Source organism: Acinetobacter sp. TUM15064 (genome assembly GCF_008980265.1).
Taxonomy (GTDB): Bacteria; Pseudomonadota; Gammaproteobacteria; order Pseudomonadales; family Moraxellaceae; genus Acinetobacter.
On sequence record NZ_BKFU01000009.1, the window covers coordinates 58,990 to 85,621 of the forward strand.

At 40.4% G+C, this 26,632-nt stretch carries 24 protein-coding genes; 11 read left to right on the forward strand and 13 right to left on the reverse strand.

Features of this window, described 5'->3' with window-relative positions:
* The first annotated feature begins 90 nt into the window (after positions 1-90).
* The 3 genes from fumC (at position 91) to GBI16_RS04785 (ending at position 2,909) form a co-directional block, all read left to right on the forward strand.
* Entirely contained in the window at positions 91-1,485 is a 1,395-nt protein-coding gene (gene fumC, locus GBI16_RS04775; protein ID WP_110974919.1) for a class II fumarate hydratase, read from the forward strand.
* Between the two features lie 106 nt (positions 1,486-1,591).
* The gene (locus GBI16_RS04780) at positions 1,592-2,083 is read left to right on the forward strand and encodes a hypothetical protein (protein ID WP_119063919.1); all 492 of its coding nucleotides are present in this window, start codon (positions 1,592-1,594) and stop codon (positions 2,081-2,083) included.
* 223 nt (positions 2,084-2,306) lie between these two features.
* Positions 2,307-2,909, forward strand: coding sequence for a nitroreductase family protein (locus tag GBI16_RS04785; protein ID WP_151706621.1), 603 nt, complete (start codon positions 2,307-2,309; stop codon positions 2,907-2,909).
* Positions 2,910-2,980: 71 nt separating this feature from the next.
* Here GBI16_RS04785 and GBI16_RS04790 read toward each other — a convergent pair whose 3' ends face one another.
* The 4 genes from GBI16_RS04790 to putA all read right to left on the reverse strand — a co-directional run bounded on the left by GBI16_RS04790 (position 2,981) and on the right by putA (position 9,012).
* A complete protein-coding gene (locus GBI16_RS04790; RefSeq protein ID WP_151706622.1) occupies positions 2,981-3,229 on the reverse strand; it encodes a hypothetical protein in 249 nt (82 codons plus the stop codon).
* Between the two features lie 209 nt (positions 3,230-3,438).
* On the reverse strand, positions 3,439-3,663 hold the full coding sequence (locus GBI16_RS04795) for a hypothetical protein (RefSeq protein WP_151706623.1): 225 nt from the start codon (positions 3,661-3,663) through the stop codon (positions 3,439-3,441).
* Positions 3,664-3,906: 243 nt separating this feature from the next.
* The gene (gene trmA / locus GBI16_RS04800) at positions 3,907-4,989 is read right to left on the reverse strand and encodes a tRNA (uridine(54)-C5)-methyltransferase TrmA (protein WP_151706624.1); all 1,083 of its coding nucleotides are present in this window, start codon (positions 4,987-4,989) and stop codon (positions 3,907-3,909) included.
* A 267-nt stretch (positions 4,990-5,256) separates the two neighbouring features.
* Entirely contained in the window at positions 5,257-9,012 is a 3,756-nt protein-coding gene (gene putA / locus GBI16_RS04805; RefSeq protein WP_151706625.1) for a trifunctional transcriptional regulator/proline dehydrogenase/L-glutamate gamma-semialdehyde dehydrogenase, read from the reverse strand.
* Between the two features lie 117 nt (positions 9,013-9,129).
* Between putA and GBI16_RS04810 the strand changes: the two genes are divergently transcribed.
* Entirely contained in the window at positions 9,130-9,624 is a 495-nt protein-coding gene (locus GBI16_RS04810) for an Lrp/AsnC ligand binding domain-containing protein (protein ID WP_151706626.1), read from the forward strand.
* 66 nt (positions 9,625-9,690) lie between these two features.
* On the opposite strand, the gene putP is transcribed toward GBI16_RS04810, so the two are convergent.
* Positions 9,691-11,214, reverse strand: a complete 1,524-nt coding sequence (putP, locus tag GBI16_RS04815; protein WP_086209215.1) for a sodium/proline symporter PutP — start codon at positions 11,212-11,214, stop codon at positions 9,691-9,693.
* A 424-nt stretch (positions 11,215-11,638) separates the two neighbouring features.
* Here putP and aspA point away from each other — a divergent pair, with 424 nt between their 5' ends.
* From aspA to GBI16_RS04840, 5 genes are all read left to right on the forward strand, one after another.
* Positions 11,639-13,087: an aspartate ammonia-lyase gene (gene aspA, locus GBI16_RS04820; RefSeq protein ID WP_151706627.1), complete on the forward strand. Its 1,449-nt coding sequence runs from the start codon at positions 11,639-11,641 to the stop codon at positions 13,085-13,087.
* A gap of 130 nt (positions 13,088-13,217) precedes the next feature.
* Positions 13,218-13,577 carry a hypothetical protein gene (locus tag GBI16_RS04825; RefSeq protein WP_171494530.1) on the forward strand — a complete coding sequence of 120 codons (360 nt, stop codon included), beginning with the start codon at positions 13,218-13,220 and terminating at the stop codon, positions 13,575-13,577.
* A 140-nt stretch (positions 13,578-13,717) separates the two neighbouring features.
* Positions 13,718-17,176, forward strand: a complete 3,459-nt coding sequence (mfd, locus tag GBI16_RS04830; protein ID WP_151706635.1) for a transcription-repair coupling factor — start codon at positions 13,718-13,720, stop codon at positions 17,174-17,176.
* Between the two features lie 231 nt (positions 17,177-17,407).
* Positions 17,408-17,842, forward strand: coding sequence for an HIT domain-containing protein (locus tag GBI16_RS04835; RefSeq protein WP_004696995.1), 435 nt, complete (start codon positions 17,408-17,410; stop codon positions 17,840-17,842).
* A gap of 57 nt (positions 17,843-17,899) precedes the next feature.
* Positions 17,900-19,363, forward strand: coding sequence for an adenylate/guanylate cyclase domain-containing protein (locus GBI16_RS04840; protein ID WP_086209212.1), 1,464 nt, complete (start codon positions 17,900-17,902; stop codon positions 19,361-19,363).
* A 75-nt stretch (positions 19,364-19,438) separates the two neighbouring features.
* Here the strand turns inward: GBI16_RS04840 and fdx are convergent, their stop codons facing one another.
* The 8 genes from fdx to GBI16_RS04880 form a co-directional block, all read right to left on the reverse strand.
* The gene (fdx, locus tag GBI16_RS04845) at positions 19,439-19,777 is read right to left on the reverse strand and encodes an ISC system 2Fe-2S type ferredoxin (protein WP_151706629.1); all 339 of its coding nucleotides are present in this window, start codon (positions 19,775-19,777) and stop codon (positions 19,439-19,441) included.
* A 16-nt stretch (positions 19,778-19,793) separates the two neighbouring features.
* Positions 19,794-21,653: a Fe-S protein assembly chaperone HscA gene (gene hscA / locus GBI16_RS04850; protein WP_151706630.1), complete on the reverse strand. Its 1,860-nt coding sequence runs from the start codon at positions 21,651-21,653 to the stop codon at positions 19,794-19,796.
* 37 nt (positions 21,654-21,690) lie between these two features.
* Positions 21,691-22,206: a Fe-S protein assembly co-chaperone HscB gene (gene hscB, locus GBI16_RS04855; RefSeq protein ID WP_151706631.1), complete on the reverse strand. Its 516-nt coding sequence runs from the start codon at positions 22,204-22,206 to the stop codon at positions 21,691-21,693.
* Positions 22,207-22,328: 122 nt separating this feature from the next.
* Positions 22,329-22,649, reverse strand: a complete 321-nt coding sequence (iscA, locus tag GBI16_RS04860; protein ID WP_086209208.1) for an iron-sulfur cluster assembly protein IscA — start codon at positions 22,647-22,649, stop codon at positions 22,329-22,331.
* 37 nt (positions 22,650-22,686) lie between these two features.
* Positions 22,687-23,073, reverse strand: coding sequence for a Fe-S cluster assembly scaffold IscU (iscU, locus tag GBI16_RS04865; protein ID WP_086209207.1), 387 nt, complete (start codon positions 23,071-23,073; stop codon positions 22,687-22,689).
* A gap of 104 nt (positions 23,074-23,177) precedes the next feature.
* Entirely contained in the window at positions 23,178-24,395 is a 1,218-nt protein-coding gene (locus GBI16_RS04870) for an IscS subfamily cysteine desulfurase (protein WP_086209206.1), read from the reverse strand.
* 1 nt (position 24,396) lies between these two features.
* Entirely contained in the window at positions 24,397-24,870 is a 474-nt protein-coding gene (locus GBI16_RS04875; RefSeq protein ID WP_004697011.1) for an Rrf2 family transcriptional regulator, read from the reverse strand.
* A 113-nt stretch (positions 24,871-24,983) separates the two neighbouring features.
* Entirely contained in the window at positions 24,984-25,631 is a 648-nt protein-coding gene (locus tag GBI16_RS04880) for a hypothetical protein (protein WP_151706632.1), read from the reverse strand.
* Between the two features lie 193 nt (positions 25,632-25,824).
* Between GBI16_RS04880 and GBI16_RS04885 the strand changes: the two genes are divergently transcribed.
* Positions 25,825-26,292 (forward strand): phasin family protein, encoded by a 468-nt coding sequence (locus tag GBI16_RS04885; protein ID WP_086209204.1) that lies wholly within the window; start codon positions 25,825-25,827, stop codon positions 26,290-26,292.
* 168 nt (positions 26,293-26,460) lie between these two features.
* The coding region (locus tag GBI16_RS04890; RefSeq protein ID WP_171494531.1) for an HU family DNA-binding protein at positions 26,461-26,632 on the forward strand (172 nt) is incomplete at its 3' end.

Below are 26,632 nucleotides of genomic sequence, written 5' to 3' on the forward strand. Positions count from 1 at the left end.
TCATTTACATGCTTTTACTTAATCATTAAGATAAGGAAAACAAGCGCAAAATAATCATTTTGCAATTCACTTAAAAAGAAAGAGGTTAAAATGCAAACACGTATTGAACACGACACGATGGGCGAAGTTGAAGTACCAAGCGAAGCACTTTGGGGTGCCCAAACTCAGCGTAGTTTGCAAAACTTTAAAATTGGCAGTGAACGTCTACCGCGACCAATGATTCGTGCTATGGGCTTAGTGAAAAAAGCAGCAGCGCAGACCAATGCTGAACTTAACCAAATTCCACAAGAATTGGCGCAATACATCGTCGGCGCTGCGGATGAAGTGATTGCAGGGCAGTGGGATAGTCAGTTTCCATTGGTGGTATGGCAAACTGGTTCAGGTACGCAAAGCAATATGAACTGTAATGAAGTGATTGCGAATATTGCTAATCAGAAACTCGGCAATCCTTTAGGCGCACAAAAACCTGTACACCCGAACGATCACGTCAATCGTGCTCAGTCAACCAATGACTCGTTCCCAACAGCGATTCATGTTGCTGCAAGTATTCAGATCAATGAATTACTGATTCCTGCGGTTACCCAGCTTCGAGATACTTTAGATGCAAAGTCTCAAGCATTTTCAGACATCGTCAAAATTGGGCGAACTCATTTACAAGATGCAACACCATTAACGTTGGGCCAAGAGTTTAGCGGTTATGTTTCTCAGCTCGATCATGGCTTAAAGCGTTTACAACAGGCACTCTCAGGCTTGTATGAGCTGCCTTTAGGTGGAACGGCTGTAGGTACAGGGCTGAATGCGCATCCTGATTATGCGGAAAAATCGGCGGAGCAACTGGCACAGTTGACTGGACTACCTTTTGTGACTGCGCCAAATAAATTTGAAGCATTGGCTGGGCGCGATGCAGCCGTGTTTGCCTCAGGTGCATTAAAAACGCTTGCGGTAAGCTTGAATAAGATTGCCAATGACATTCGCTGGTTGGCTAGTGGCCCGCGTTGTGGTTTTGGTGAATTACGTATTCCAGAAAATGAACCAGGTTCAAGTATTATGCCGGGGAAAGTGAACCCGACTCAAAGTGAAGCGATGACGATGGTGGTGGCTCAAGTCTTGGGCAATGACACCACGATTAATGTTGCGGGCGCATCGGGTAACTTTGAATTGAATGTGTTCATGCCTGTGATTGCGTTTAATTTGTTGCAGTCGATTCAGCTTTTGGGTGACGCATGTAATAGCTTCAATGATCACTGTGCAGTGGGCATTGAGCCGAACCGTGAAAAAATTGACCACTTCTTACATGACTCATTGATGTTAGTTACGGCTTTAAATCCAGTGATTGGCTATGAAAATGCAGCAAAAGTTGCCAAAACAGCTTATAAAGAAGGAAAAACACTAAAACAAGTGGCTGTAGAGTTGAACTTAGTCACTGCTGAGCAGTTTGATGAAGTGGTCCGTCCAGAACAAATGATTTCACCAAATGTAAAATAAATTTTCTTCAATTGCTCAATGAAAGAGCAAATGAACATCAGCAGTTTTTATCTTTGGGCGAAGTCGGTACAATGGTCGACTAAAGATAAACTGCTGATGAGTTACCATGCTTGATATTTATTTGACAGATGTTCAGAAAAACGTGCAATTTAACGATTATCCGGGTGAGCATCCTGTTAAATTTGTTTTAAATTTCAAAAAGATTTTCCCAAGTGTTATGGAATTATTGCTTCCTGTTCTACCTGAAAATGAAAATCTTGAAGAAATGACATGGGAATCAACCACGGCTGACTTTGAACTTTTCAAACTGTTATTGAGTGGTTGGGGCGTGATTGAGTTACGCTTAAACGCGATTAAGCAGTTTAAAGATAAAGATTTTGCAGATGCTCTAGTGAAACGTGCACAACAAAAGCGCAAAGACTTTGCCAAAACACAGCAACAGTTGAAAACGGTTGAACTTGATTATTTATTTATGCATGAAATACATGCGTTAATTGATGCAGAACTAGTTGAATTGGGTGAAAAATTCTATTTACCTGTGCTACGGGACTTATGGAAAAATAAAATTCCCACTCAAGTCTTAGAAGCCAAATTCTAAACAAATTTAAAATCCTCCATTTGGAGGATTTTTTATATGGATAGCAGAACTATGTATTTGTGGTAAACACAAAGCATTTAAACTACATCTAAAGCATTAAATTTTATTATTTGGTCAAATATTGGAATTAATTTTGCTTGATACATTAGGTCATCATTCATGGCAGACTAATGTTTAAATTTGCTATGAATTTTTTTGAATAGAACCACAAGGATTTTAATACATGTCAAATCAGTTCATCGACTTAATTACAAAACGTCGTACTATTTATGCTATTGGTAAAAATGTTGAGCACAGTCCTGAATTTTTAACTGATTTGATCCAAACAGCTATTAAACAAAGCCCATCATCTTTTAACTCGCAGTCATCTCGAGCTGTGATTTTGTTCAATGCGGAGCATGAAAAATTCTGGACTTTTGTGGCTGAAAAACTGAAGTCTTATGCTAAAGACGAAGAAAGTGCAGCTAAAACAACGGCAAAAATGGCTAGTTTTGCAGCAGGTGCGGGAACAGTTTTATTTTTTGAAGATCTAGATGTCATTCAGAGCTTACAAGAGCAATTTCCATCTTATGCTGAGAACTTTCCTATTTGGGCAGAGCATTCTACAGCTATGGCTCAGTTTTCAACGTGGACTGCGTTACATACCTTGGGTCTAGGTGCATCTTTACAACATTATAATCCAATTGTGGATGAAGAAGTCCATGCTGAATGGGATGTGCCTGCTAGCTGGAAACTACGTGCGCAACTGGTCTTCGGTTCAGTTGAGGGTGAAGCTAAAGAAAAAAGCTTTGTGGATGATACGGTGCGCTTCAAGGTATTTAAATAATGAATCAAAAAGCCGTATTCAAATAATACGGCTTTTTTTCTATGTCATTTTCTTTTTAGCAATAGAGCGGATTACTGACCAACCAAGCCTAAAAGTGAATTTTGAGTACTACACATCCGCGTTGCTTCTTCTTCGTTCATTGTTTTGATTTCCTCTTCAAATTTCTTCTTTTGTTCTTTGAGTTGTTCTTCAGCTAAACCCATTTGCTTTCCAAGTTTTTCCATCTTTTCCCATGACTCAATACAGGCCTTCGGCATTTTGCTGCACGCGGTCAAAGACAAAAGGATGATACTTGCACTAATCATGAGTAATTTTTTCATTGCTTAAACCTTTAATTTTGAAACATTATTGATTTTTATATTGAGCCTGTAAGGTAGCAAAAATTTAAGGCTTTGTGTGATTTTTAGTCGCAAAAGTGAATTGTTTTGCACTTGTTCAATCTTCTTAGGGGGGGAGTTATATGTGTCGGCATTAAAAAAGGCATTTAGATTAATCTAAATGCCTTCTTGGTGAATATTCAGAAACTCTACTATTGTAGAGGTCGATGCTGAAGTTCATTTAACTCCCTACGGCTATAGCCACGCGAAGCCAAAACTTTTTTAATACCAACAATCACATCTTCATCTGTTGCTACTTTCAGCTTTTCGAGAAGTTGTTCGTTGGTTTTACAAGAGCAGTCATTTTCAACACAAGCAATTTGATTTTTATGCTCGTTTTGCTGTTCATCTGAAAACAGCTTTTGCCAAAAACTCATAGACACTTCATTAACAACCTAACATAGGGTGAAATATAACCAATCTAGAGAATAATGCAAGATGGGCAAAGAGATAAAAGCAACAATCAGTATCCAAAAATTCCGATTATAGTTTCATAAGTTAACGTTATTATGACAGGGAAAACTCTTGTATTTTATGTAAATTACTATTTTCTAATAATAAGTAAAAATGAAGCCTGTGACGGCTTCATTTTTGAAGTTGCATATTTTGCAACAAATTGTTTAGATTTTTTCCAGCAAAACCCCAGACTCGACATGGTGGGTATAGGGGAATTGGTCAAACATCGCAAACTTTGAAATTTTATGGGTTTGGCTGAGTGTTTTTAAGTTGTCATACAAGCTGTCAGGGTTACACGAAATATAAATGATGCGCTCAAAACGTTGAATCAACTTTAATGTTTCATCATCAATACCCGCACGTGGTGGGTCAACAAACACAGTATCGAACTCATAACTACTCATGTCGATATTTGCTTCTTGTAAGCGACGGAATTCACGTTCACCGTTATAAGCTTGGGTGAAGTCTTCTGCTGACAAGCGTGCGACTTGGATATTGTCGATTTTATTTTGTTCGATATTCCACTGTGCGGCATACACTGAGGACTTAGCCAGTTCAGTGGCTAAGACACGGTTGAAACGGGTTGAAAGCGGTAGGGTGAAGTTACCATTGCCACAGTAAAGTTCTAACAAATCTTTGTGCGACTGTTGTGCAGCATTACAGGCCCATTCGAGCATTTTTTGGCAGACTTGCGCATTGGGCTGGGTAAAACTGCTTTCAATTTGTTTGTACTGATATTTACGCTCAAAAACTTGCAGTTCTTCCACCACAAATTCATCGCTAAGTACCACTTTTTGACCACGGCTACGACCAATCAACTTAATATTTAATTTTTCTGAAAGTTGTTTGGCTAAAACCTGCCATTGTTCATCGAGTGGGCAGCGATAAATCAGCGAAACCAGCATTTCACCTTTTAAGGTCGCTAAGAAATGTACTTCAAATAAGCGTTTTGATAGGAGATCATTGCTTTTTAATTCTGCCAATAAAATAGGCATGAGCTGATTAATACTGGTATCAGCGATTGGGAAGTCATCAATACGAATGACTTTTTTCTGATTGTCTTCATTGCGTTCAAACATGGCATAAAACATATCATCTTCGGTATGCCAAATACGGAATTCTGCACGCATGCGAAAGTTTTTTTCAGGAGATTGAAAAACTTCAAGCGAAGGTGGAGTGAATTCAGCAAATTGAGCTGTAATTCGTTCAATTTTGGCGTCAAGTTGTTGTTGATAAGAAGAAGTCATATGCAGTAAAAATCGCAAACATATTGAAAAAAGAGATGGTAACAAAGTTTGCCGAATTAGCCTAAAGATATTCAGCAAAAGCGTGGAGTTTATTCATGCTACAGGTGGATTGATGTATTGTTATATCGGAAATTTTCGAGCAGATTGAGTCAAACGAAGTCACATAAAAAATGCCAAGTAAACAGACCAGGAGATGTTGACTTGGCAATAGAGGAAACACAGTAATAAACCTGCTGTCCCGATGAGGATTACAGGTTTAAATTGGGTTTAGTTCAAAGTCATCAGACTTGCATTTCCACCAGCAGCTGCAGTGTTAACACTGATCGCGCGCTCAATCACAAAACGTTCCAAAGGAATGGCAGTTTGTGATGGGCTAAGGTGGGTAATACCGACAATCGCACCTTGACGTTCAGCTATCTGTTGTTGCAGAGCTAAAAGTTGTGCTGTCGTACCATGGTGCAATACCGCATCAAATGCATCAGTTTTGATGTCTTTGATGACATGGAACGCTTGAGCCAAAGCTTTAGGCATGCTTGGCATGTGTTTTAACACAAAGCTATTATCTGCGAGTACTGCTGGACGGCTACCGACTGCAAAAATCGCATTCAACTGTTGTAGTTGATCCGCTTCTTGTTCAGCTAATGACAAGACTGCATGACGTGGGATCACCATGTATTGGTTACTTTCACCTGTTGGGCCTTGCAACTCGTAATGATGGCCTGAACAGAAGTTCTCAATTTTTGCCAATTTTACTGCAGGGAATGTTTTAGCTGCCCACTCAAGGAATAATGCAGAGTTGCTGAACTCGACCTGAGGGTTCAAATCAGCACCTGTTGCAAATGGCTTATTCAACTTTTTCGCAGAACAGTTTTGCATTAGGCGATATAGATAAATTGGACCACCCGCTTTAGGGCCTGTACCCGATAAACCTTCACCACCAAACGGTTGTACACCAACAACTGCTCCTACGATGTTACGGTTGATGTAGAGGTTACCTACTTCAGCATGCGTCATCACAGTTTGGATGGTTTCATCAATACGGGTATGTAGACCCATAGTCAGGCCATAACCTTTACTGTTGATGTGCTCAAGTAACTGTTTGAGTGAACCTTGGTTAAAGCGAATCACGTGCAGTACAGGACCAAACACTTCACGCTCTAAATCATTGAGATTTGGCAGTTCGATGAGTGTTGGTGTAATGAACGTGCCTGCATTTAGTTCAGAGTCTTGAGCATCATTACGCATCAACTGGTGTACGCGATGACCTTTTTGACGCATTTTTTCGATGTGCTTTTGGATATTTTCTTGCGCTTCAGCATCAATCACAGGGCCAATATCAGTTTTGAGTAGATATGGATTGCCTACTTGAAGTTGCTGCATTGCACCTTTAAGCATTTGAATCACTGCATCGGCGTTGTCTTCTTGTACGCACAGTACGCGAAGGGCAGAACAACGTTGACCTGCGCTGTCATAAGCTGAGCTAACGACATCAAGTACAACTTGCTCAGTCAGTGCTGATGAGTCAACGATCATAGCATTTTGACCACCTGTTTCAGCAATCAGTGGAATGCTTTCACCATTTTTGCTCAAACGCTTCGCCACAGTTTTTTGCAAAATTTTGGCAACTTCAGTCGAGCCTGTGAACATGATGCCTTGAACCTGTTCAGCTGCGCTGAGCTGTGCACCTACAGTTTCACCACGACCCGGCATCAACTGTACAGCCGCTTGAGGCACACCTGCTTGCCATAAGATTTGAATCGCTTGAGCCGCAATTAGCGGTGTTTGTTCCGCTGGTTTAGCAATCACGGTATTCCCCGCAACCAATGCGGCAGCGACTTGACCTGTGAAGATGGCCAATGGGAAGTTCCATGGGCTAATACACAGCATCGTGCCTAAAGGCTCAACCTCTGCATTCGCATCTAGATCAATCATTTGCGTTGCGTAGTAGCGTAAGAAATCTACAGCTTCACGAACTTCTGCAATGGCATTGGCATAGGTTTTACCACTTTCACGGCACAGTAAAATCATCAGTTCTTCTAGGCGAGCTTCCATTAAGTCAGCAGCGCGAAGAAGGTAACTTGCACGGGTGTCTTTAGCCGTACGTGCCCAAATGTCTTGAACAGCCTGTGCATTATTTAATGCTTGCTCAACTTGTTCAGTTGTTGCTTCTTGTACATAACCGACAACATCTGAGTGACGTGCTGGGTTAACAATACTTTGCTTTACAGCCGTTTCATCTGTCTGGATTTGCTCACCCATAGGTGCAGCAAACCATTGCTGTTGTGAAAACTGTTGAGCTGTTTGATTGAGCTGGGTTAACTCCGTGTCATTTGCAAGGTCTAAACCTTTAGAGTTTGCACGCAGTTGACCATAAAGCTCAGCAGGCAGTGGAATCGAAAGGTGTTTTTGACCGACAACATTTTCACGTTTTGCACTGCTTAGAATGGTTTGCGTTGGATTTTCAATCAAATCATCAATCGCGAGTGACTTGTCTGCAATACGATTTACAAAAGAGGTGTTTGCACCATTCTCAAGTAAACGACGGACAAGATAAGCCAATAGTGTTTCATGGTTGCCGACAGGTGCATAAATACGACATGGGACACCCAGTTTTTTATCTAGCTTTTCACCGACGACTTGTTCATAAAGGGGTTCACCCATGCCATGTAAGCATTGGAACTCATACTGACCTACATAATATTGCTCAGGATTCGCCATTTCATAAATGGTTGCTAAAGTCTGAGCATTATGCGTTGCAAACTGTGGGTAGATTTGTTCTGGCGCAGCCAATAATTTCTTTGCGCAGGCAATGTAAGATAAGTCTGTATGTACTTTACGGGTAAATACAGGATAGTCGGTCATCCCTTCGATTTGTGCTTTCTTAATTTCGCTGTCCCAGTACGCACCTTTCACTAAACGGATCATTAAGCGTTTTTCGCTACGTTTAGCCAAATCTACGATGTAGTCAACCACGTAGAAACAACGTTTTTGGTAGGCTTGGATAACGAAACCAATGCCTTTCCAGTCTTTGAGCTCTGGTTCAAAGCATAGGCGTTCGAGCATTTCTAAAGAAATTTCTAAACGCTCAGACTCCTCTGCATCAATATTTAAACCGATGTTATAACCGCGTGCCAATTTAGCAAGAGTAAAGACTTTGCCATAAAGTTCGTCATGCACACGTGCAATTTGGGCACGTTGGTAACGCGGGTGTAGAGCAGATAATTTAATTGAAATACCTGGGCCGTCATAGACATCTTTGTCTTTTGACGCTTGACCAATGGCATGAATGGCATCGGTATAGTCTTTCATATAACGATCAGCATCGTGGTCGGTCAGTGCCGCTTCACCCAGCATGTCGTATGAATAGCGAAAACCTTTTTCTTCAAGATGTTCAGCATGTTGCAATGCTTCACCAATGGTTTCGCCAGTGACAAACTGTTCGCCCATCATGCGCATTGCCACATCAACTGCTTTACGGATGATGCCACGACCACTACGTGCCAATAAGCCTGTTAAAGTGCCTGATAAGCTATTTTGCTTTGGTGTTTCCATCAACTTGCCAGTGAGCATCAAGCCCCATGCTGCTGCATTGACAAACATTAAGTTACTTTGACCAACGTGCTCTTTCCAGTTGCCTTGGTTGATTTTGTCCTTAATCAACAAGTCACGTGTTGCCATGTCTGGAATACGAAGTAATGCTTCAGCTAAACACATCAGTGCGATGCCTTCTTGAGAAGACAGTGCAAATTCTTGTAAGAGTCCTTGCACAATACCCGCTTTACCGCTGCCGCTTTTACGTTCACGTAAAGTATGAGCCAAATCAAACGCAAGTTCGTGAATGCGTTGATTCATTTCATCAGAAATTTTGCTGTGGTCTAATAAGTTTTGAACACACTCAGTTTCGGCACGTCGCCAAGCGGTGTTGATTTCAACCTCAAACTCATTTTTTTCTTTGAATTCGGTAATATATTCAAATGGTGTTTGAGATTCGTTGAAATGCGCGTTGCTTTCCATCATATTCATGCCTACATCCTGTGCATACAATAATGTGTTGAGAGATCTATAGTAATTAATTTATGATTACAGAAAGAATGCCGAATAACTCACTATAATTTGTATGCTATTTAGAGATTAATTCAGATGACGAGCCCAATTATTGGTTTGGACCGAACAGATATCAAAATATTGGATATTCTTCAGAGAGATGGAAAGATATCGAACATTAAACTTGCCGAGGAGGTGAACCTATCTGCCACGGCGGCTTTGGCTCGGGTGCAAAAATTAACTAAGGAAGGTTTTATTTTAAGTTATGAAGCGCGTTTAAATCCAAACATGCTGAATGCCAGTTTTGTGGTGTTTGTTGAAATTCTTTTGGATAAGACGACACCGAATGTTTTAGATGATTTTCGCCATGCAGTATTACAACACGATGAAATTGTGGAATGTCACATGACCAGTGGCGGTTTTGACTTTGTGGTGAAGATTCGCTGTGCCAGTATGGACGAATTTCGTAAAATATCAGGTCAAGTGTTATGGCAGTTGCCGGGCGTGAAAGAAACGCGCAGTTATCCAGTCATGGAAGTCATCAAAGAAAGTTCACGTATTCAGCTGAAATATAAACCGCAGTCGAAATGATTGAGTGTGCGAAATGTAAAAAAGGGGCTTAAAAGCCCCTTAATTTTTGCCATTCCAAGCGTTACATTAACGTTGTGCAGACTCTTCTTTCATTTCAGCCATTGCTTGTTTGTAGAGTGCATCTGCTTTTTCAAAGCGTTGAACCATTTCAGCTTCAGGCGCTTTGCCCAACAAGCTTACAACCACAATACTGATCCAAGAGAAGATGAAGCCTGGGATGATTTCATATAGGCCAAGATGCCCCATAGTATTTTTCCACAGAATAACAGTCACGGCACCTACAAGAATACCTGCAATAGCACCATTCAAGGTCATGCGCTTCCAGAATAAAGACAAGATAATGAGTGGACCAAATGCTGCGCCAAAACCTGCCCATGCATAAGCCACAAGGCCTAGAACTTTACTGTCAGGGTTGCTTGCTAAACAAATTGCAAGAACTGCAACAGCAAGCACCATGAAACGACCCACCCAAACTAGCTCCTTTTGAGATGCTGTTTTGCGGATAAATGCTTTGTATAAATCTTCAGTCAATGTGGTAGAACATACCAGTAACTGACAGCTTAATGTACTCATTACTGCGGCTAAAATTGCGGCCAGAACAATACCTGCAACCCATGGATTGAATAAGATTTTAGTTAGTTCCATGAACACAGTTTCAGGGTTTTGAGAAACCACTGCGGCGAGTTCAGGGTGTTGTTGGAAGTACGCAATGGCAATAAAACCTGCTCCTACCGCACCACCTAGACATAAAATCATCCACGTCATACCAATACGACGTGCAGCTGGAATTGTTTTCACAGAATCTGCTGCCATGAAGCGGACAAGAATGTGTGGCTGACCGAAATAGCCTAAGCCCCAAGCTAAGGATGATAGAACTGCAACCGTACTCAACTCAGAGAAAATATGCATCGCTTGTGGACGAGCAGTTTCGAGTAAAATCGTGAATTCAGCTGCATTACCATCAATCGCAAGGTAAGTCATGATTGGGGTCAATAGTAACGCAAAAATCATTAAACCTGCTTGGAATGTGTCTGTCCAGCTGATTGCGAGGAAGCCACCAATACAAACATAACTGATAGTCGCGATTGCGCTAATCCAAAGTGCAGTGGTGTAATCCCAACCAAAGATACTTTCAAACAGGCGAGAGCCAGCAACCATACCTGAAGCACAGTAAATGGCGAAGAAAACTAAAATTACAACCGCAGAAATCATACGTAAGATACGTTTACGGTCTGCAAAACGACCAGTAAAGTAATCGGGTAGTGTAAGTGCATTATTCTGGATTTCAGTGTGCACACGTAAACGTCCTGCAACCAATAACCAGTTCAGCCAGGCACCAATAATCAGACCGACTGCAATCCATGCCTCAGATAAACCTGATAGATAAATTGCACCAGGTAAGCCCATGAGTAACCAACCACTCATGTCTGATGCACCAGCAGAAAGGGCAGTAACGACACTTCCTAAACTACGACCACCTAAGATGTAGTCATCAAAGTTGCTGGTAGATTTGTATGCATAGAGGCCAATAGCAACCATGGCAAAGATATAAACTAAAAACGTGACGAGGGTGGGGTTAATTTGACTCATAGGCATTCCTTGGCAAAAAATCCGAGATGGGAGATTTTTTAATCGCTTTGTTTGAGAGGGCGATTCAATCATGAAAATAAAATTACACTCTGTAACAGTTGTGAGATATTTTTGTGTATTTTATGTAAATATTAATTGTTTTTTAAAATTGTCTTATAACTTATTGAAAATATTTTATTTGTTTGTTGCTTAGTTTTAGTTTGTGCAAGTTGTACAAAATTTATATTTTTCATTTTATGAAATCATTGGCTTAATTATCATTTAAAGCTTATTTTAATTACGAGATGTTACAATTAATACATAAAGCAAACATTCAAATATAAAATATTTCATTTATGAAATATATTTACAGCAATGAAACATATCGAAAAGACTAGTATTTCATTATTGCACTAATTCTGTGCATCTAAGTGAGTACTAGGCAGTGACTACGGTTCAAGTCGATCAAACAAGAATAGAACGTGATTTATTGGGAGCGAAGGAAGTTCCAATGGATTGCTACTATGGCATTCATACTTTACGTGCTTTAGAAAACTTTCAAATTTCTAATCAGAAAGTAGGAACTCAACTTCATTTTATCCGTGCTTTGGCGCAAGTTAAAAAAGCCTCAGCGCAAAGCAACTGTAAATTTGGCAAAATCTCTCCCGAAATTGCTCAGGCCATTGATATTGCATGTGATCAATTAATCCAAACTCCTGAAAGCTGGACGCATGCTTTTCCTTTAGATGTTTATCAAGGTGGAGCAGGCACGTCGATTAATATGAATACCAACGAAGTGTTGGCCAATCTCGCATTGGAGCATTTATCACTTCCTAAAGGTAAATACGACGTTATTCATCCAAATGACCATGTAAATAAATCACAATCGACCAATGATGTGTACCCAACGGCGCTACGTTTAGCAACGTATTATAGTTTGGATGACTTATTTACACAGATCCAAAATTTAATTCATTCTTTGCAAGGCAAAGCAGTTGAGTTTCAATATGTCTTAAAGATGGGGCGTACCCAGTTGCAAGATGCTGTGCCGATGACTTTGGGGCAAGAGTTTCGTGCCTTTGCAACTTTATTAAAGGAAGACTTACGTTTAATTGAACGTACACGTGAGCTTTTATTAGAAGTGAACTTGGGTGCAACTGCAATTGGTACCGGGGTGAATACACCACAGGGTTATGCAGTTGAAGTGGTTCAGGCCTTGAAAGAGCTGACGGGTCTTAACTTAATTGGTGCGGAAGATTATGTTGAAGCAACCAGTGACTGTGGTGTGTTTATTATCTTATCGAGCACCTTAAAACGTTTGGCGGTGAAGCTCTCGAAAATCTGTAATGACTTACGCTTACTCAGTTCTGGTCCATGTACCGGTTTGGCTGAAATTCGTTTACCAGAACTACAGGCTGGTTCATCTATCATGCCTGCAAAAGTCAATCCTGTGATTCCTGAAGTGGTGAACCAAATCGCGTTTAAAGTGATTGGTAATGATTTAACTGTGACCATGGCAGCAGAAGCAGGTCAGTTACAGTTGAATGTAATGGAGCCTGTTATTTCGCAGAGTATTCATGAGTCAATTGAATTGCTTAAAAATGGTATTGCTGCATTAGACACTAAATGTATTCAAGGCATTCAAGCCAATGAACAAGTATGCTATGACGCAGTTATGCGTAGTGTTGGTATTGTGACTTTACTTGATCCAATTTTAGGTCATGCGAAATGTGACGAAATTGGGAAACAGTGTATTGCTGAAAATAAAACCATTCAACAGGTAGTATTGGAGCAAGAGCTACTGACACAAGACCAGTTGGATCAAATCTTCTCATTTGAAAACTTGGTGACTGAAGTGACGCCTACAGTCGTTCCTTTGGCACAAGTCAGTTAAACATTTATAGCCTTAGAAATGTATAAAAGCAGCCAATCGGTTGCTTTTATACATTTAAGCTAAGACTGGCTAACAATCTAGCCTGGTTAGAACTACAATAATATGCAGAGAGAAAGATGATTAGATTGATATGCTCACTAAACTAACCAATTTGTTGAAACGAAAGAAAGATGCACCAGAACAACTGTTTTTGCAGCAGCATCAGATTGAATATGATGAACAGAATGGATTTATTATTGAGGGTGTTGTGATCAATGATATACATGCTGAACGCTTAGCGTATTTCTCAAATCGTCGAATCAGTCAGTTTGATGACCTTAATGCACTTTTTTATAGTGCGATGTTGATGAATGAAAAAATTGATTTGGAAATAGCCAGTGGGCGCTTTGTTGCTCGTTTGGGTAATAATCTTGAAAACTTAACCGAGTTAAAGCACATCATTAAACTCCTGAGCGACTATTATTATCAGTTTATTCGCGATAAAAAATAGAACATTTAAATGGCATAAAATTGAGTGATGAAAGGGGCTTGGCTACGTGTAAGCGGGTGTTTTGTAGCGAAAAATAACGTGCGGCTTTAGGACATCGTGCTAGTATATGACGCATGTTTTTAGGTGCTTAAGCAATGCCCATGTTCCAAGAAGAAATCTCCCAACTGAATGTGCAACAACTAAAAGCGGGCGAAAAAAGATGGCTCGGAAATCTGCTCGGCTCATCTGTTGCGCTATTTATTCAAACGCTCAGTACACAGAATAAAAAACTTTTTGTGGTTGTTGCAAAAAATAACCAACATTTGGCGCAACTCGAAAGTGAGTTTGAGTTTTACGGCATCCGACCGACGATTTTTCCTGATTGGGAAATTCTGCCTTATGACCGGTTATCTCCTCATCAAGATATCGTGTCTGAGCGTCTCGCGATTTTATCCAATATGCCACAAACGGGTGTCTTATTGATTTCGGCTTCGACCTTGGCACAACGTGTGGCACCGACTTCGTGGGTTTTAGGTGAGCATTTTGATATCCGGGTCGGTCAAAAGTTTGAATTGGAACAGCAAAAGAAACGTTTGATTCAAGCAGGCTATCATTTGGTCGACACAGTATACGACCATGGTGAATTTGCAGTTCGCGGTAGCATTATGGATATCTATGCTTCAGGTCAAGCGGCGCCAATTCGCATAGATTTATTTGATGATGAAATTGAAACTCTTAAATTTTTTGATCCGGAAACACAGAGAACAACACAAAACCTGCAACAGTTTTCTGTTTTGCCAGCCAAAGAATTTCCTCTGAAAGAGGCACGTAGTGTATTCCGTGATCGTTATGCGGAGATGTTTCCAACGGCGAACCCTAAGAAGAACCCAATTTATCAAGATGTGTTAGAAGGGATTGCATCACCAGGGATTGAGTTCTATTTGCCACTTTTTTTTAGTGTGGAGCAGATGCAAGCTCAAAGTACACTACTTTCATACTTACCTAGTCATTCTATTGTCATTACAGATAAACAGGTTGATGATGGTTTAGATAGTTTTTGGAAAGAGGTTGATCGTCGCTATCAGGACCGTAGACACAATATTGATCAGCCCATTTTGCCACCTGAACAACTTTTTATTTCAACCAATCAAATTTTAGAACAGCTCAATACCTTTCCACGCATTATTGCCTCAGGCGATATTTTCGACTTAAAAGCGGGGGTGGTGAATTTAAAGACTGAACTTCCACCTCGTTTACCCGTCGACCCAAAAAGTGAAAAACCTTTTCATGCGGTGAAACAGTATATTGATACAGCAAATCATCCCGTATTACTGGTTGCTGAAAGCGCGGGGCGTCGTGAAACTTTGAAAGATGCATTGCGCGCAACATTGGGAGAAATTCCTAATGTCGAAAATTTTGCTGAGTTTCAAAAGTCTTTACATGCTATTGCCATTACCAATGCACCATTAGAACGTGGTTTGGTCTTAAAAAATACGCTGAGTGTTATCTCAGAAAACCAGTTGTATGAACACCGTGTGGTGCAACGTCGGCGTAAGCGTCAACAAGAGGTTTCTGAAGAGTTTCTCATTCGCAGTTTGACTGAGTTGAGCATGGGTGCGCCAGTTGTACATATTGACTATGGTGTAGGACGTTATGCAGATTTAGTCACTTTAAGTATTGATGATCAGGACTATGAGTTCTTGCAGCTTGACTATGCCGATGCTGCCAAAGTTTATGTTCCTGTGACTAATCTGCATTTGATTAGTCGCTATAGTGGTGGTGACCCAGACTTGGCACCCTTACATAAGTTGGGTACAGATGCTTGGAGCAAAGCGAAGCGTAAAGCACTCGAGCAAATTCATGATGTGGCGGCAGAATTGTTACATATTCAAGCACGTCGTCAAGCCAAACCTGGTTTTGGCTTTGAGCTAGAGCATGGCCAATATATGCAGTTTTCCAGTGGCTTTGCCTATGAAGAAACGCTAGATCAGGCTAATGCGATTGAGGCGACTTTATATGACATGCAACAGGCGAAACCAATGGATCGTTTGGTCTGTGGTGATGTAGGCTTTGGTAAAACTGAAGTGGCAATGCGGGCTGCTTTTTTAGCAGTACAAAACAATAAGCAAGTTGCGGTTTTGGTTCCAACAACTTTGTTGGCTCAACAGCATTATGAGTCGTTTAAAGACCGTTTTGCGGATTGGCCTATTCGTATAGAAGTTTTATCTCGTTTTGGTACCAGTAAGAGCCATACTAAAACGATCGAAGATCTGGCAGAAGGCAAAGTCGATATTGTGATTGGTACGCATAAAATCTTGCAAGAAAGCGTCCAGTTTAAAGATTTAGGTCTTATGATTGTGGATGAAGAGCATCGGTTTGGGGTGCGTGATAAAGAACGGATCAAGGCGATGCGTGCCGATGTGGATATGTTAACCCTTACCGCAACACCAATTCCGCGTACTTTAAACATGGCGTTTAGTGGTATGCGAGATCTTTCAATTATTGCAACGCCACCTGCACGACGTTTAGCGGTCAAAACTTTTGTACAAGAGCATACGGGTGATGCCGTCAAAGAAGCTATCTTGCGTGAATTACTGCGTGGTGGGCAGGTTTACTTCTTGCACAATGAAGTAGAAACCATTGAGCGCGCGGCTGAAAGTCTCCGAGAGTTGGTGCCTGAAGCACGTGTTGCTGTTGCACATGGGCAAATGCGCGAACGCGAGTTAGAGCAAGTCATGCAGCAGTTCTATCATAAAGAATATAATGTATTGGTTTGCTCAACCATTATTGAAACAGGGATTGATGTCCCAAATGCCAATACTATCTTGATTGAACGTGCTGATAAACTGGGGCTTGCACAGTTGCATCAACTGCGTGGACGTGTTGGGCGCTCGCACCATCAAGCCTATGCATATTTACTGGTGCCATCCATTAAAGGGTTGAAAGGCGATGCTGAAAAGCGTTTAGATGCTATTCAGCGGGCCTCAACCCTTGGAGCAGGTTTCATGTTGGCGACGGAAGATTTAGAAATTCGTGGGGCTGGTGAGTTACTCGGTGAGCAACAAAGTGGATCAATGCAAGCCATTGGTTATAGCTTGTATATGGAAATGCTTGAGAAGGCGACTAAAGCTATTCAAAAAGGGAAAACGCCAAATTTCGATGCGCCACTATCACTGACCGCAGAAATCAATTTACATATGCCAGCCTTGATTCCAGATGAATATTTAGGAGATGTGCATCAGCGTTTATTGTTTTATAAGCGGATTAGTAATACAGATCGTCAGGAAAAGCTTGATAATATTCGCATGGAGCTGATTGATCGTTTTGGTATGCCGCCACAGCCTGTGAAGCAACTCTTTGCTGTTCATCAGATTCGCCTAAAAGCTGAAACATTAGGAATCACGAAAGTTGATATTTCGGGCAATGGAGGAGCTATTGAATTTTCACCTGATACACCTGTACAGGCCATCAGTATTATTCAAATGATGCAAAAACACCCTACCTTTTTTAGAATGGAGGGCGGTCAGCGCTTAAAGGTTATGGTGATGTTAGAAGAGTATGAAAAGCGAATTCAGTTTATCAATGACTTATTAGCAAATTTACTTAAAGAATTGCATTAATTAGTAGCTCTAATTTGCTGTTATTTCATACAGATATCAGGTATTTCGTAGGTGTTTGCACGACAAAAAGAAATACTTGATTTTTTGATGAAATTTATTAAAGTGATAAATGTGATGTAGTTCAAAGTAAAACGTATTTTATTTGTATTGAAACACATTGCTTATAATATTCACCTCCGATTGGATGTGATAGTATTAGCCATTATTCTAATTTGCATCATTTATAAAGATATGTTTAGTTTGCATCCACAACTTGCTCAAGATACGTTTTTTGTAGGCGACTTTCCACTTTCAACATGTCGCTTAATGAATGATATGCAATTTCCGTGGCTAATTTTAATTCCACGCGTGCCAGGTATCACTGAGTTATATGAACTCAGCCAAGCCGACCAAGAACAGTTTTTACGTGAGTCAAGTTGGTTGTCAAGCCAATTAGCTCGCGTATTCCGAGCTGATAAAATGAATGTTGCTGCTTTGGGTAACATGGTGCCACAGCTTCATTTCCACCATGTGGTTCGTTATCAAAACGATGTTGCATGGCCAAAACCAGTTTGGGGTACTCCAGCTGTTCCTTATAGCAATGAAGTCCTTGCACATATGCGCCAGACTTTAATGCTTGCATTACGTGGACAAGGTGATATGCCGTTTGATTGGCGTATGGACTAATTCACGTGGAAATCAAATCAGGGATGATTTGATCGTGCGCATCATGGGGAACAATCAGTGCCATTAGACGATTGGATATCTAAAGAACCCAAACAATTTGAATACTTCCATCGAGTGATGGGGTATAGCATGTTGTCGCTATTGACTATCGTTTATCACTACACGATGGCGGATACGCATTATCAAATTTATGTCCCATTATTGTTATTGGTTGTATTATTGTTTGCACCACCATTTTCAAGGTGGTTAGGCTATCGCTTCAACACTAATGTACGACGTAGTGTGATGTTTGTGATTGATATTGTTGTCACTTCAATTATTTTGGCAGCAATTCATCTGAATATCGTACTCACTTTTTTGTCTATTTTTGCACTGCTTTATACCGCCATTAGCAACAAAGTTTCATTTCTCATGATTTCTTTGGCGAGTCTGATTGGTGTTGTTGTTTTTTATTTATCTCTGATCTTTATCTTTGGTTTTGGTGAATATTTTGAAGCGACTAGTACCGAGCTGACCGTATTGGGTTTTTTGTGTCTGATTACTTATTTTGGTGTGGGTAGTTATTATCAGCGCAACCAAATGCAGGATATATATCGCCGCAAGAATCATTATTACGATCAAATGAATCGCTACATGGAATTTGCGAATCAGTTGAGCCGCTATGCTCCAGTGCAACTGTGGCAGTCAATTATGAAAGGTGAGTCTGAAGCGAAAATTGAATATAAACGTAAAAAACTCACGGTTTTCTTTTCAGATATTCAAGGTTTTACAGAGTTGTCTGAAAGCTTAATTCCCGATGATTTGGCATTCCTGCTTAATGACTATTTAAGACACATGACCGAGATTGCGAAGCAATACGAGGGTACTGTTGATAAATTCATGGGGGATGCCATTTTAGTCTTTTTTGGTGATCCGAATTCTGAGGGAGTAGAGCGGGATGCGCAGAATTGCCTAGAAATGGCAATGGCAATGCGCCAGCAAATGAAAATTTTGCGTGAGCGTTGGGTGAAAATGGGTTATCCGCCTTTGCACATTCGTATGGGTATTTCTACGGGTTATTGTCACGTTGGAAACTATGGTGCATCACATCGGATGGCTTATACCATTGTTGGGCGTGATGCAAACCTTGCAGCGCGTTTACAGAGTGCAGCTCAAGTGGATGAAATCTTAATTTCAGATGATACGCATAATTTAGTAAAAAATGACTATCTTTGTGCACCGAAAGCACCAATTTTCCTTAAAGGGATAAAAGGGGCTGTGAAGACTTGGCAAGTCGTTGAAAAATATACATCTCAGAAATCAGACTACCAACGCTGGTTTGATTATGAATATAAGGGATTTCATTTACTGCTGAATTTGGATGAGGTGCAGAATTTTGAATACCCGCAGTTGATTCAAGTTTTAGAAAAAATGATTCAACGTATTCAAACGCAGCAAAAAATGACGAATTCTCAAGGTATTGTGAAATTAAATCTTGAAGATGAGGTCGTTGAAACCGTTAAAAGAAACGAATACCATTAATGATGATACGCTTGTAAAAACAAAAAGCATTAAAAAAGCCACTACAAATGAGTGGCTTTTTTAATGCTTGAAAAATTAGTGATTTTCAGACGCATGGTTAATGGTGTATTTCGGGATTTCAACTTCTAAGTCTTCATCTATTAACTTCACTTGGCAAGATAAGCGAGAATCAGGCTCTAAGCCCCAAGCACGATCTAGTAAATCAGCTTCAATATCATTCATTTCTTCTAAGCTGTCAAAACCTTTTCGCACCACCACATGACACGTTGTACATGCAGCAGACATATCACATGCATGTTCAATTTTGATTCCATTTTTGAGTAAGCTTTCACAAAGATTTGCATTTTGCTCGACTTCAAACTCAGCACCTTCTGGGCAGATTTGCGCATGTGGAAGAACTTTAATACGTGGCATAGTCTTTACCTATAAATTAGTTTGAGTTTGACCAGTCGTCGAGTTTTGTGCCTTTCAGCGCAGCATCGATATGCTGATTCATGCGTGCTGCTGCAAAAGCATCACTGTGTATTTTAAGCTGTTCAACAGCAGATTCAATGGCTTTGATTTCTGTTGTTTCAAGTGTTGCTTCTAATGAAGTTTTGGCTGCATTTAATGCAACTTGCTGCTCACTTGTGAGTAGGTGTGCATCTATTTTTAGTGCTTGTTCTAAAGCTTCAAGTTCACGTTTGGCTTCCACTTTGGTTTCTTGTAAGTGGCGAAGATTTTTATCTTCTTCAGCAAACTTGTAACCATCAAGCAGTAAGCGTTCCATATCGCTATCAGCCAAACCATAAGATGGTTTGATGTCGATTTGCGCATGTACGCCAGAGGTTGTTTCTTTGGCAGAAACCGTCAGTAAGCCATCTGCATCTACTTGGAAAGTCACTTCAATACGTGCTTGACCTGCAGTCATAGGTGGAATGCCACGAAGAACGAAGCGACCTAAGCTGCGACAATGTTCAACCAAATCACGTTCGCCTTGAACCACGTGGATTAGCATCGCAGTCTGACCATCTTGGTAAGTCGTGAACTCTTGACGACGTGCAACGGGAATGGCTGTATTGCGTGAAATAAGCCGCTCAACCAAGCCCCCCATGGTTTCAAGACCGAGAGATAGTGGGGTGACATCAAGTAGTAATGCCCCATCTGCTGTATTGCCAATCAACTGGTTAGCAGTAATTGATGCACCAATTGCGACAACTTCATCTGGATTGATCGTACACAATGGTTCTTGAGCAAACACTTCACGAACAGCATTTTGTACAGCGTAAGAACGTGTTGAACCACCAACCAAGACTACGTTTTGAATGTCACTGAGTTCAAGCTTGGCATCGCGGAGCACACGTTTGCACACGCTAATCGTCTTATCTAAAGCAACTTTGATAATGCTTTCAAATGTCGCACGATCAAGAGTCAGGCTATGCTCTAGCACCTGCAAATGTACGCTTTCTGCGTTTGTTAAAGCTTCTTTGGCTTTACGCGCAGCAACCAAAACATGTGCATATTCAGTATCGTCGAACTGCTCAATGTTGAGTTCTTTTTTCGCCCATTTTACGATTAAACGATCAAGATCATCACCACCTAATGCGGTATGGCCACCTGTTGCTAAGACCTCAAACACGCCTTGTGAAAAGCGTAGAATGGAAACATCAAACGTACCACCACCTAAGTCATAAATTACATAGTTATGATCATGTGCAAGATTGGTGTCTTGGTCGAGACCATACGCAACTGCAGCAGCAGTAGGCTCATTTAAAAGACGCAATACGTTTAAACCTGCAAGTTGTGCGGCATCACGTGTTGCTTGACGCTGGGCTTCATCGAAGTATGCAGGAACGGTAATCACTGCACCATTGACTTCATTTTTTAAGCTTGCTTCAGCACGATCTTTCAATTGCTTTAAAATTTCAGCGGACACTTCGACAGGGGTTTTGCGGCCCTGTGAGGTTTCAAAAGCGGGCATTTGATTATCTTCACCCACTAAAGTGTATGGGTGTTGAAACTTAATGTCGGCTTTAGAACGGCCCATAAAACGTTTGACCGAAACAATGGTATTTTTAGGATCGGAAGTCAAAAAGGGTTTTGCTTCATCGCCATACTGAATTTGGTTTGTACCATAATGTGCGATCGAAGGAAGCAAGACACGACCTTGTTCGTCGTGTAAAACTTTGGCTTTGCCTGAAAGGACAGTGGCAACAAGAGAGTGAGTTGTACCTAAGTCGATACCAATGGCAATACGGTGTTCATGTGGCGCACTTGATTGTCCAGGTTCTGCAATTTGCAAGAGAGCCATGAGTTACATCCTTTGAGCGTCAAAAATTAAAAATAGGTTAAAATTCATCATCTAAATCAAAGTTATCGTCATCTTCAAAACGATCTTCAGCTTTGTCTATATCATGCATGACTTTGACAAAGAAACGAAGTTTGCGGACATCATCACGTGCTTCGGCCCAATCTTCAGCTTCAAAATCAATTTTGAATTCACGAACTAAACCGTCAATCCATTGTTGAACGTCAATTTTGAGTGATTGTAATTCATCTGCTGAATGTGCTTCATCGAGTTGTTCGCGAATTTCTAATGCGGATTGAAGAAATTCAAAGTCGTTGATGGATTGATCAAGATGGTAGTCTTGTTTTTTTAAACCTAATAAATATCCTGCGCGGCTATCGACCTGAGATAAAACTTTAAATGCTTGATTGATCTCGCTTGATTTAATCAGGGCTTGATCTTTATCGAGGGCTTTATCTGGGTGATATTGTTGCTGCAACTTTAAAAACTCTGCTTTTAAAGCTGCTAAATCAATATCGAGTGCTACTGGGAGGTTAAACAACTCAAAATGATTCATAGGAAGGGGGTTCCGCGCTAAATTTGGAGTGCTTGCAAAAGCAAAAACACGCTATGTAAATGCAATTAAAACAGTGTAATACACACTGTTTTAATGTCTAAAAGGCAAACCTGTGGTTTGATTTATACAGTGAAAGATTCACCACAACCACATTCACCTTTTTTGTTTGGGTTATTAAACTCAAAGCCTTCGTTTAAACCGTTTTTCACATAGTCCATCTCCATACCATCGAGATAAACCAAGCTTTTTGGATCGACAAAAACCTTTACCCCAAACTGCTCAAAAGTGGTGTCATGTGCATCAATTGAATCAACAAATTCGAGCACATAAGCTAAACCAGAACAGCCTGAAGTTTTCACGCCAACGCGAATACCTTCACCCTTACCGCGATTCTTTAAATAATTGCTGATATGAGTTGCAGCATTTTCAGTTAAATGGATCATGAAAACTCCGTTAATCGTTCTTTAAAATGCAAAGCAATTAAGCTTTAGATTTTTTGCTGCGGTAGTCTTCAACCGCTGCTTTAATCGCGTCTTCAGCCAGCACAGAGCAGTGTACTTTTACTGGAGGAAGAGCAAGCTCAGTTGCGATATCAATATTTTTGATCGCTTGAGCTTCATCTAAGGTTTTGCCTTTTAGCCATTCAGTCACTAAAGAGCTTGATGCAATAGCAGAACCACATCCATAAGTTTTGAAACGTGCTTCTTCAATCACACCGTTGTCATCCACTTGGATCTGTAAGCGCATTACGTCACCACATGCAGGTGCACCGACCATACCGGTACCAACGTTTTCCGCATTTTTATCTAATACACCAACATTACGAGGGTTTTCGTAATGATCAATTACTTTTTCGCTATAAGCCATGATGCGTCTCCAAACCTCGGGGTCAGCGTTAATATTTAATATGGGGTTAAAACTTGATTTTTCAATGAAGTCATCCAGTATGTGAATGACTTCAAAGGATAAAATTAGTGTTCAGCCCACTCAACTGTAGAAAGGTCGATACCTTCTTTGTACATGTCCCAAAGTGGAGAAAGTTCACGAAGTTTCTCAACCGCAGAGCGTGTTACTGTAAGTACGTGGTCAATGTCTGCTTCAGTGGTGTATTTACCAAAACTGAAACGAATTGAGCTGTGCGCAAGTTCGTCAGACAAGCCTAATGCACGTAATACATAAGAAGGTTCTAATGTTGCTGAAGTACATGCTGAACCAGAAGATACAGCAGCGTCTTTCAACGACATCATTAACGATTCACCCTCAACAAAGTTGAAACTGACATTTAAGTAGTTTGCAACGTTTTGTGTTGGATGGCCGTTTAAGAAAATTTGTTCTAAGTCTTGTAAGCCATTCCAAAGCTTGTCACGAAGTACGCGAATGCGTGCTTGTTCCGAAGCTAAGTTCTTACCTGCAAGTTCAAATGCTTCACCCATACCAACGATTTGGTGTGTTGCAAGTGTACCAGAACGCATACCGCGTTCATGACCGCCACCATGCATTTGTGCTTTTAAGCGAACGCGTGGAGTACGACGTACATAGAGTGCGCCAATACCTTTAGGGCCATAAATTTTGTGAGCCGAGAAGCTCATTAGGTCTACTTTCATAGTTGAAAGGTCAATTTCAACTTTACCCGCGGCTTGAGCTGCATCGACATGGAAGAAGATCTTGTGCGCACGTGTGATTTCACCAATTGCCGCAACATCAGTCACAGTACCAATTTCGTTGTTCACCATCATTAGGGAAACAAGAATGGTATCTGGACGAATAGCTGCTTCAACCATTTCAGGGGTAATTAAACCCGTGTTTGGTAGTGGCTCAAGGTAAGTGATTTCAAAACCTTCAGACTCAAGCTCACGGCAAGTATCTAAAATAGCTTTGTGTTCAATTTTACTGGTAATAATGTGCTTGCCTTTAGACGCATAGAATTGTGCTACGCCTTTAAGTGCAAGGTTATCAGATTCAGTAGCACCAGAAGTCCAAACGATTTCGCGTGGATCTGCTTTGATCAAGTTCGCAACTTGTTCACGTGCATATTCTACTTTTTCTTCTGCCTGCCAACCGTAAGCATGCGAGCGAGATGCTGGGTTGCCAAATGTGCCGTCAAATGTCAGACATTCCATCATGCGTTCAGCGACTTGAGGGTCTACAGGAGTTGTTGCTGCATAATCAAGATAAATTGGACGTTTCATGTCAAATACCTGTTACCGATAAAAGGGCTGAATCTGAAGGTGCTGTGTTTTGGCGAATGGCAACTTTTTGGACGTTGTCACGTGCTACAAGGTCAGCAAGAGTGATTTTAGCGAGATAGTCGGCAATGTGATGGGAGAGTTCTTGCCATAAATCGTGAGTTAAGCACATTGCACCATTTTGGCAGTTGCCTTTATGGTCACAGCGAGTGGCATCAACTGTTTCGTTTACAGCTTCAATAACTGCTAATACTGTAATTTCATCAGCGCGACGAGCTAAATGGTAGCCACCATTGGCACCACGAATGCTAGAAACTAAGCCGTGGCGCTTTAATTTCGCAAATAACTGCTCAAGATAAGCAACAGAGATAGTTTGACGAGCTGCAATTTCAGCAAGCGTGATCGTTTGTTCAGTTGGCTGCAAAGCTAAATCAAGTAGAGCAGTCACTGCGTAGCGTCCGCGAGTTGTTAAGCGCATGATTCGATACACATGATTAGACTAGATGTGCCGATTTTAAGAATCCTGACTAAAATAGTCAAGTTTTTTTAATAATGATTATGCGTATTTAATTTGCTTGAAATATTATGTAGTTATGCAAGCCAAATATTATATACCAATAAGCTAATCAAAAGTATAGAAAACAGTAAAAATGTGACATTTATACGTTTTTGGCGTTGCTCCATGCGACGAATACGGTTTTTGTATTGTTTCACTTCAACTTGTAGGGTGTTGATTTTAGAGCGTTGCTCATCAATTTTTTCTAAAAGTGGCGCAATACGTTTTTTTGATGCAACCACATTTTGTGGATCAGTTGGTTCAGTTAACCAATTTTTCCAGTCGGCTAAAACTTTAGGGGCACTAAAGTGTAAAATTAAATCTCTGAACTCATCTTTGAGTATGATGTCGCCATCAATACGCATGGTTTTAATACTGCGACGGTTTCCAAAAACGAAAATTTTAATTAAATCCATTAGGGTAGTGCGCACATCGAGATCGACAGGTTTTTCAGGCGCTTTCGCATCAAATAAAATACCTTGTTCACTAAAGGTAATATAGATGTCGAAGTAAGGTAAATAGCTGTTAATTTTAATCGCAATATTTTGCTCAACAAACTTTTTTGAATGTAGAGCAACCACACGGTCATGTTTTAAAATAAGAGAAAAGATCGTCTCAAGAACAATCATTAGCATAGTGAGTAGCATATGTGTTTGATTGTGTTCTTTTTGAGAATCACTCATAAGTAGTAACCTAAATCCTGACCTGAAATGAGCATCCTGCTCGCAAAAACTTCAGACTTAAAATAAAAAATGTAATAAAGATGCTTTGTAGAACAGTTTTGCAAAACGATCAAGTCCAATATTTGCTAGTATAGTGCAATCTATAAGATTTTTTGGAAGTTTTTGCACATAAATCATGCAGGAGATGGTGCTAATGGAAAAAGCAGATAGAGCGTTGGATGATATTTTGCAAGAAGATGAAACATTAAAAAAAACAAGAACTAAGCATCATTTTCACCGTAAAAGTAGTTTAGATTTTAGAAAGTACACTAAGCAAATTTGGTTGGCTGGTTTAGGTGCTTTCTCACGTGCGGAAGAGGAAGGCAATAAATTGTTTGACTCACTCGTCCAAGTAGGCGAGGAGCTAGAATCAAAAACCACTGAAATTGCAGATCAAACAGTTGAAAAAGTATCTGAAAAGGCACGTGAATCGGTTACGGATACTAAAGATAAGGTTGAGAAAATCGTAGACCGGAGTGTAAATCATTCTTTGAACCGTATTGGTTTAGTTACGGTCAAAGATATCCAGTACTTGGAAAACTTAATTCTTCAGCTTAACGAAAAAATAGATGTTTTGATTGAAGAAAATAAGAAGTTAAACGAAAAAGTGAATAAAAAGTGATCTGGTTGTGCTTTTGTAGCAATTTCAAGGTTTTTTTGTGATTTATTTTCCAAAAAAGCCTATACAGAGTATTGCGTTTTCACCTAAAGCATTGCTATAAAGGCGTTACGGTAATTTATACTAAACTCTTGGACCTTAAATAAACGATATTAAGAGGACGCGATCCACATGAATAAATCAGAATTAATTGATGCAATTGCAGAAAAAGGGGGTTTGTCTAAGACTGATGCTGGTAAGGCCTTAGACGCTACAATTGCTTCAATCACTGAAGCGCTTAAGTCTGGTGATACAGTTACACTTGTTGGTTTTGGTACTTTCAATGTGAAAGAACGTGCTGCAC

Coding starts and splice junctions, on each gene's coding strand:
- fumC (WP_110974919.1), top strand. CDS start 91: ATGCAAACACGTATTGAACACGACACGATGGGCGAAGTTGAAGTACCA.
- GBI16_RS04780 (WP_119063919.1), top strand. CDS start 1,592: ATGCTTGATATTTATTTGACAGATGTTCAGAAAAACGTGCAATTTAAC.
- GBI16_RS04785 (WP_151706621.1), top strand. CDS start 2,307: ATGTCAAATCAGTTCATCGACTTAATTACAAAACGTCGTACTATTTAT.
- GBI16_RS04790 (WP_151706622.1), bottom strand. CDS start 3,229: ATGAAAAAATTACTCATGATTAGTGCAAGTATCATCCTTTTGTCTTTG.
- GBI16_RS04795 (WP_151706623.1), bottom strand. CDS start 3,663: ATGAGTTTTTGGCAAAAGCTGTTTTCAGATGAACAGCAAAACGAGCAT.
- trmA (WP_151706624.1), bottom strand. CDS start 4,989: ATGACTTCTTCTTATCAACAACAACTTGACGCCAAAATTGAACGAATT.
- putA (WP_151706625.1), bottom strand. CDS start 9,012: ATGAATATGATGGAAAGCAACGCGCATTTCAACGAATCTCAAACACCA.
- GBI16_RS04810 (WP_151706626.1), top strand. CDS start 9,130: ATGACGAGCCCAATTATTGGTTTGGACCGAACAGATATCAAAATATTG.
- putP (WP_086209215.1), bottom strand. CDS start 11,214: ATGAGTCAAATTAACCCCACCCTCGTCACGTTTTTAGTTTATATCTTT.
- GBI16_RS04825 (WP_171494530.1), top strand. CDS start 13,218: ATGCTCACTAAACTAACCAATTTGTTGAAACGAAAGAAAGATGCACCA.
- mfd (WP_151706635.1), top strand. CDS start 13,718: ATGTTCCAAGAAGAAATCTCCCAACTGAATGTGCAACAACTAAAAGCG.
- GBI16_RS04835 (WP_004696995.1), top strand. CDS start 17,408: ATGTTTAGTTTGCATCCACAACTTGCTCAAGATACGTTTTTTGTAGGC.
- fdx (WP_151706629.1), bottom strand. CDS start 19,777: ATGCCACGTATTAAAGTTCTTCCACATGCGCAAATCTGCCCAGAAGGT.
- hscA (WP_151706630.1), bottom strand. CDS start 21,653: ATGGCTCTCTTGCAAATTGCAGAACCTGGACAATCAAGTGCGCCACAT.
- hscB (WP_151706631.1), bottom strand. CDS start 22,206: ATGAATCATTTTGAGTTGTTTAACCTCCCAGTAGCACTCGATATTGAT.
- iscA (WP_086209208.1), bottom strand. CDS start 22,649: ATGATCCATTTAACTGAAAATGCTGCAACTCATATCAGCAATTATTTA.
- iscU (WP_086209207.1), bottom strand. CDS start 23,073: ATGGCTTATAGCGAAAAAGTAATTGATCATTACGAAAACCCTCGTAAT.
- GBI16_RS04870 (WP_086209206.1), bottom strand. CDS start 24,395: ATGAAACGTCCAATTTATCTTGATTATGCAGCAACAACTCCTGTAGAC.
- GBI16_RS04875 (WP_004697011.1), bottom strand. CDS start 24,870: ATGCGCTTAACAACTCGCGGACGCTACGCAGTGACTGCTCTACTTGAT.
- GBI16_RS04880 (WP_151706632.1), bottom strand. CDS start 25,631: ATGAGTGATTCTCAAAAAGAACACAATCAAACACATATGCTACTCACT.
- GBI16_RS04885 (WP_086209204.1), top strand. CDS start 25,825: ATGGAAAAAGCAGATAGAGCGTTGGATGATATTTTGCAAGAAGATGAA.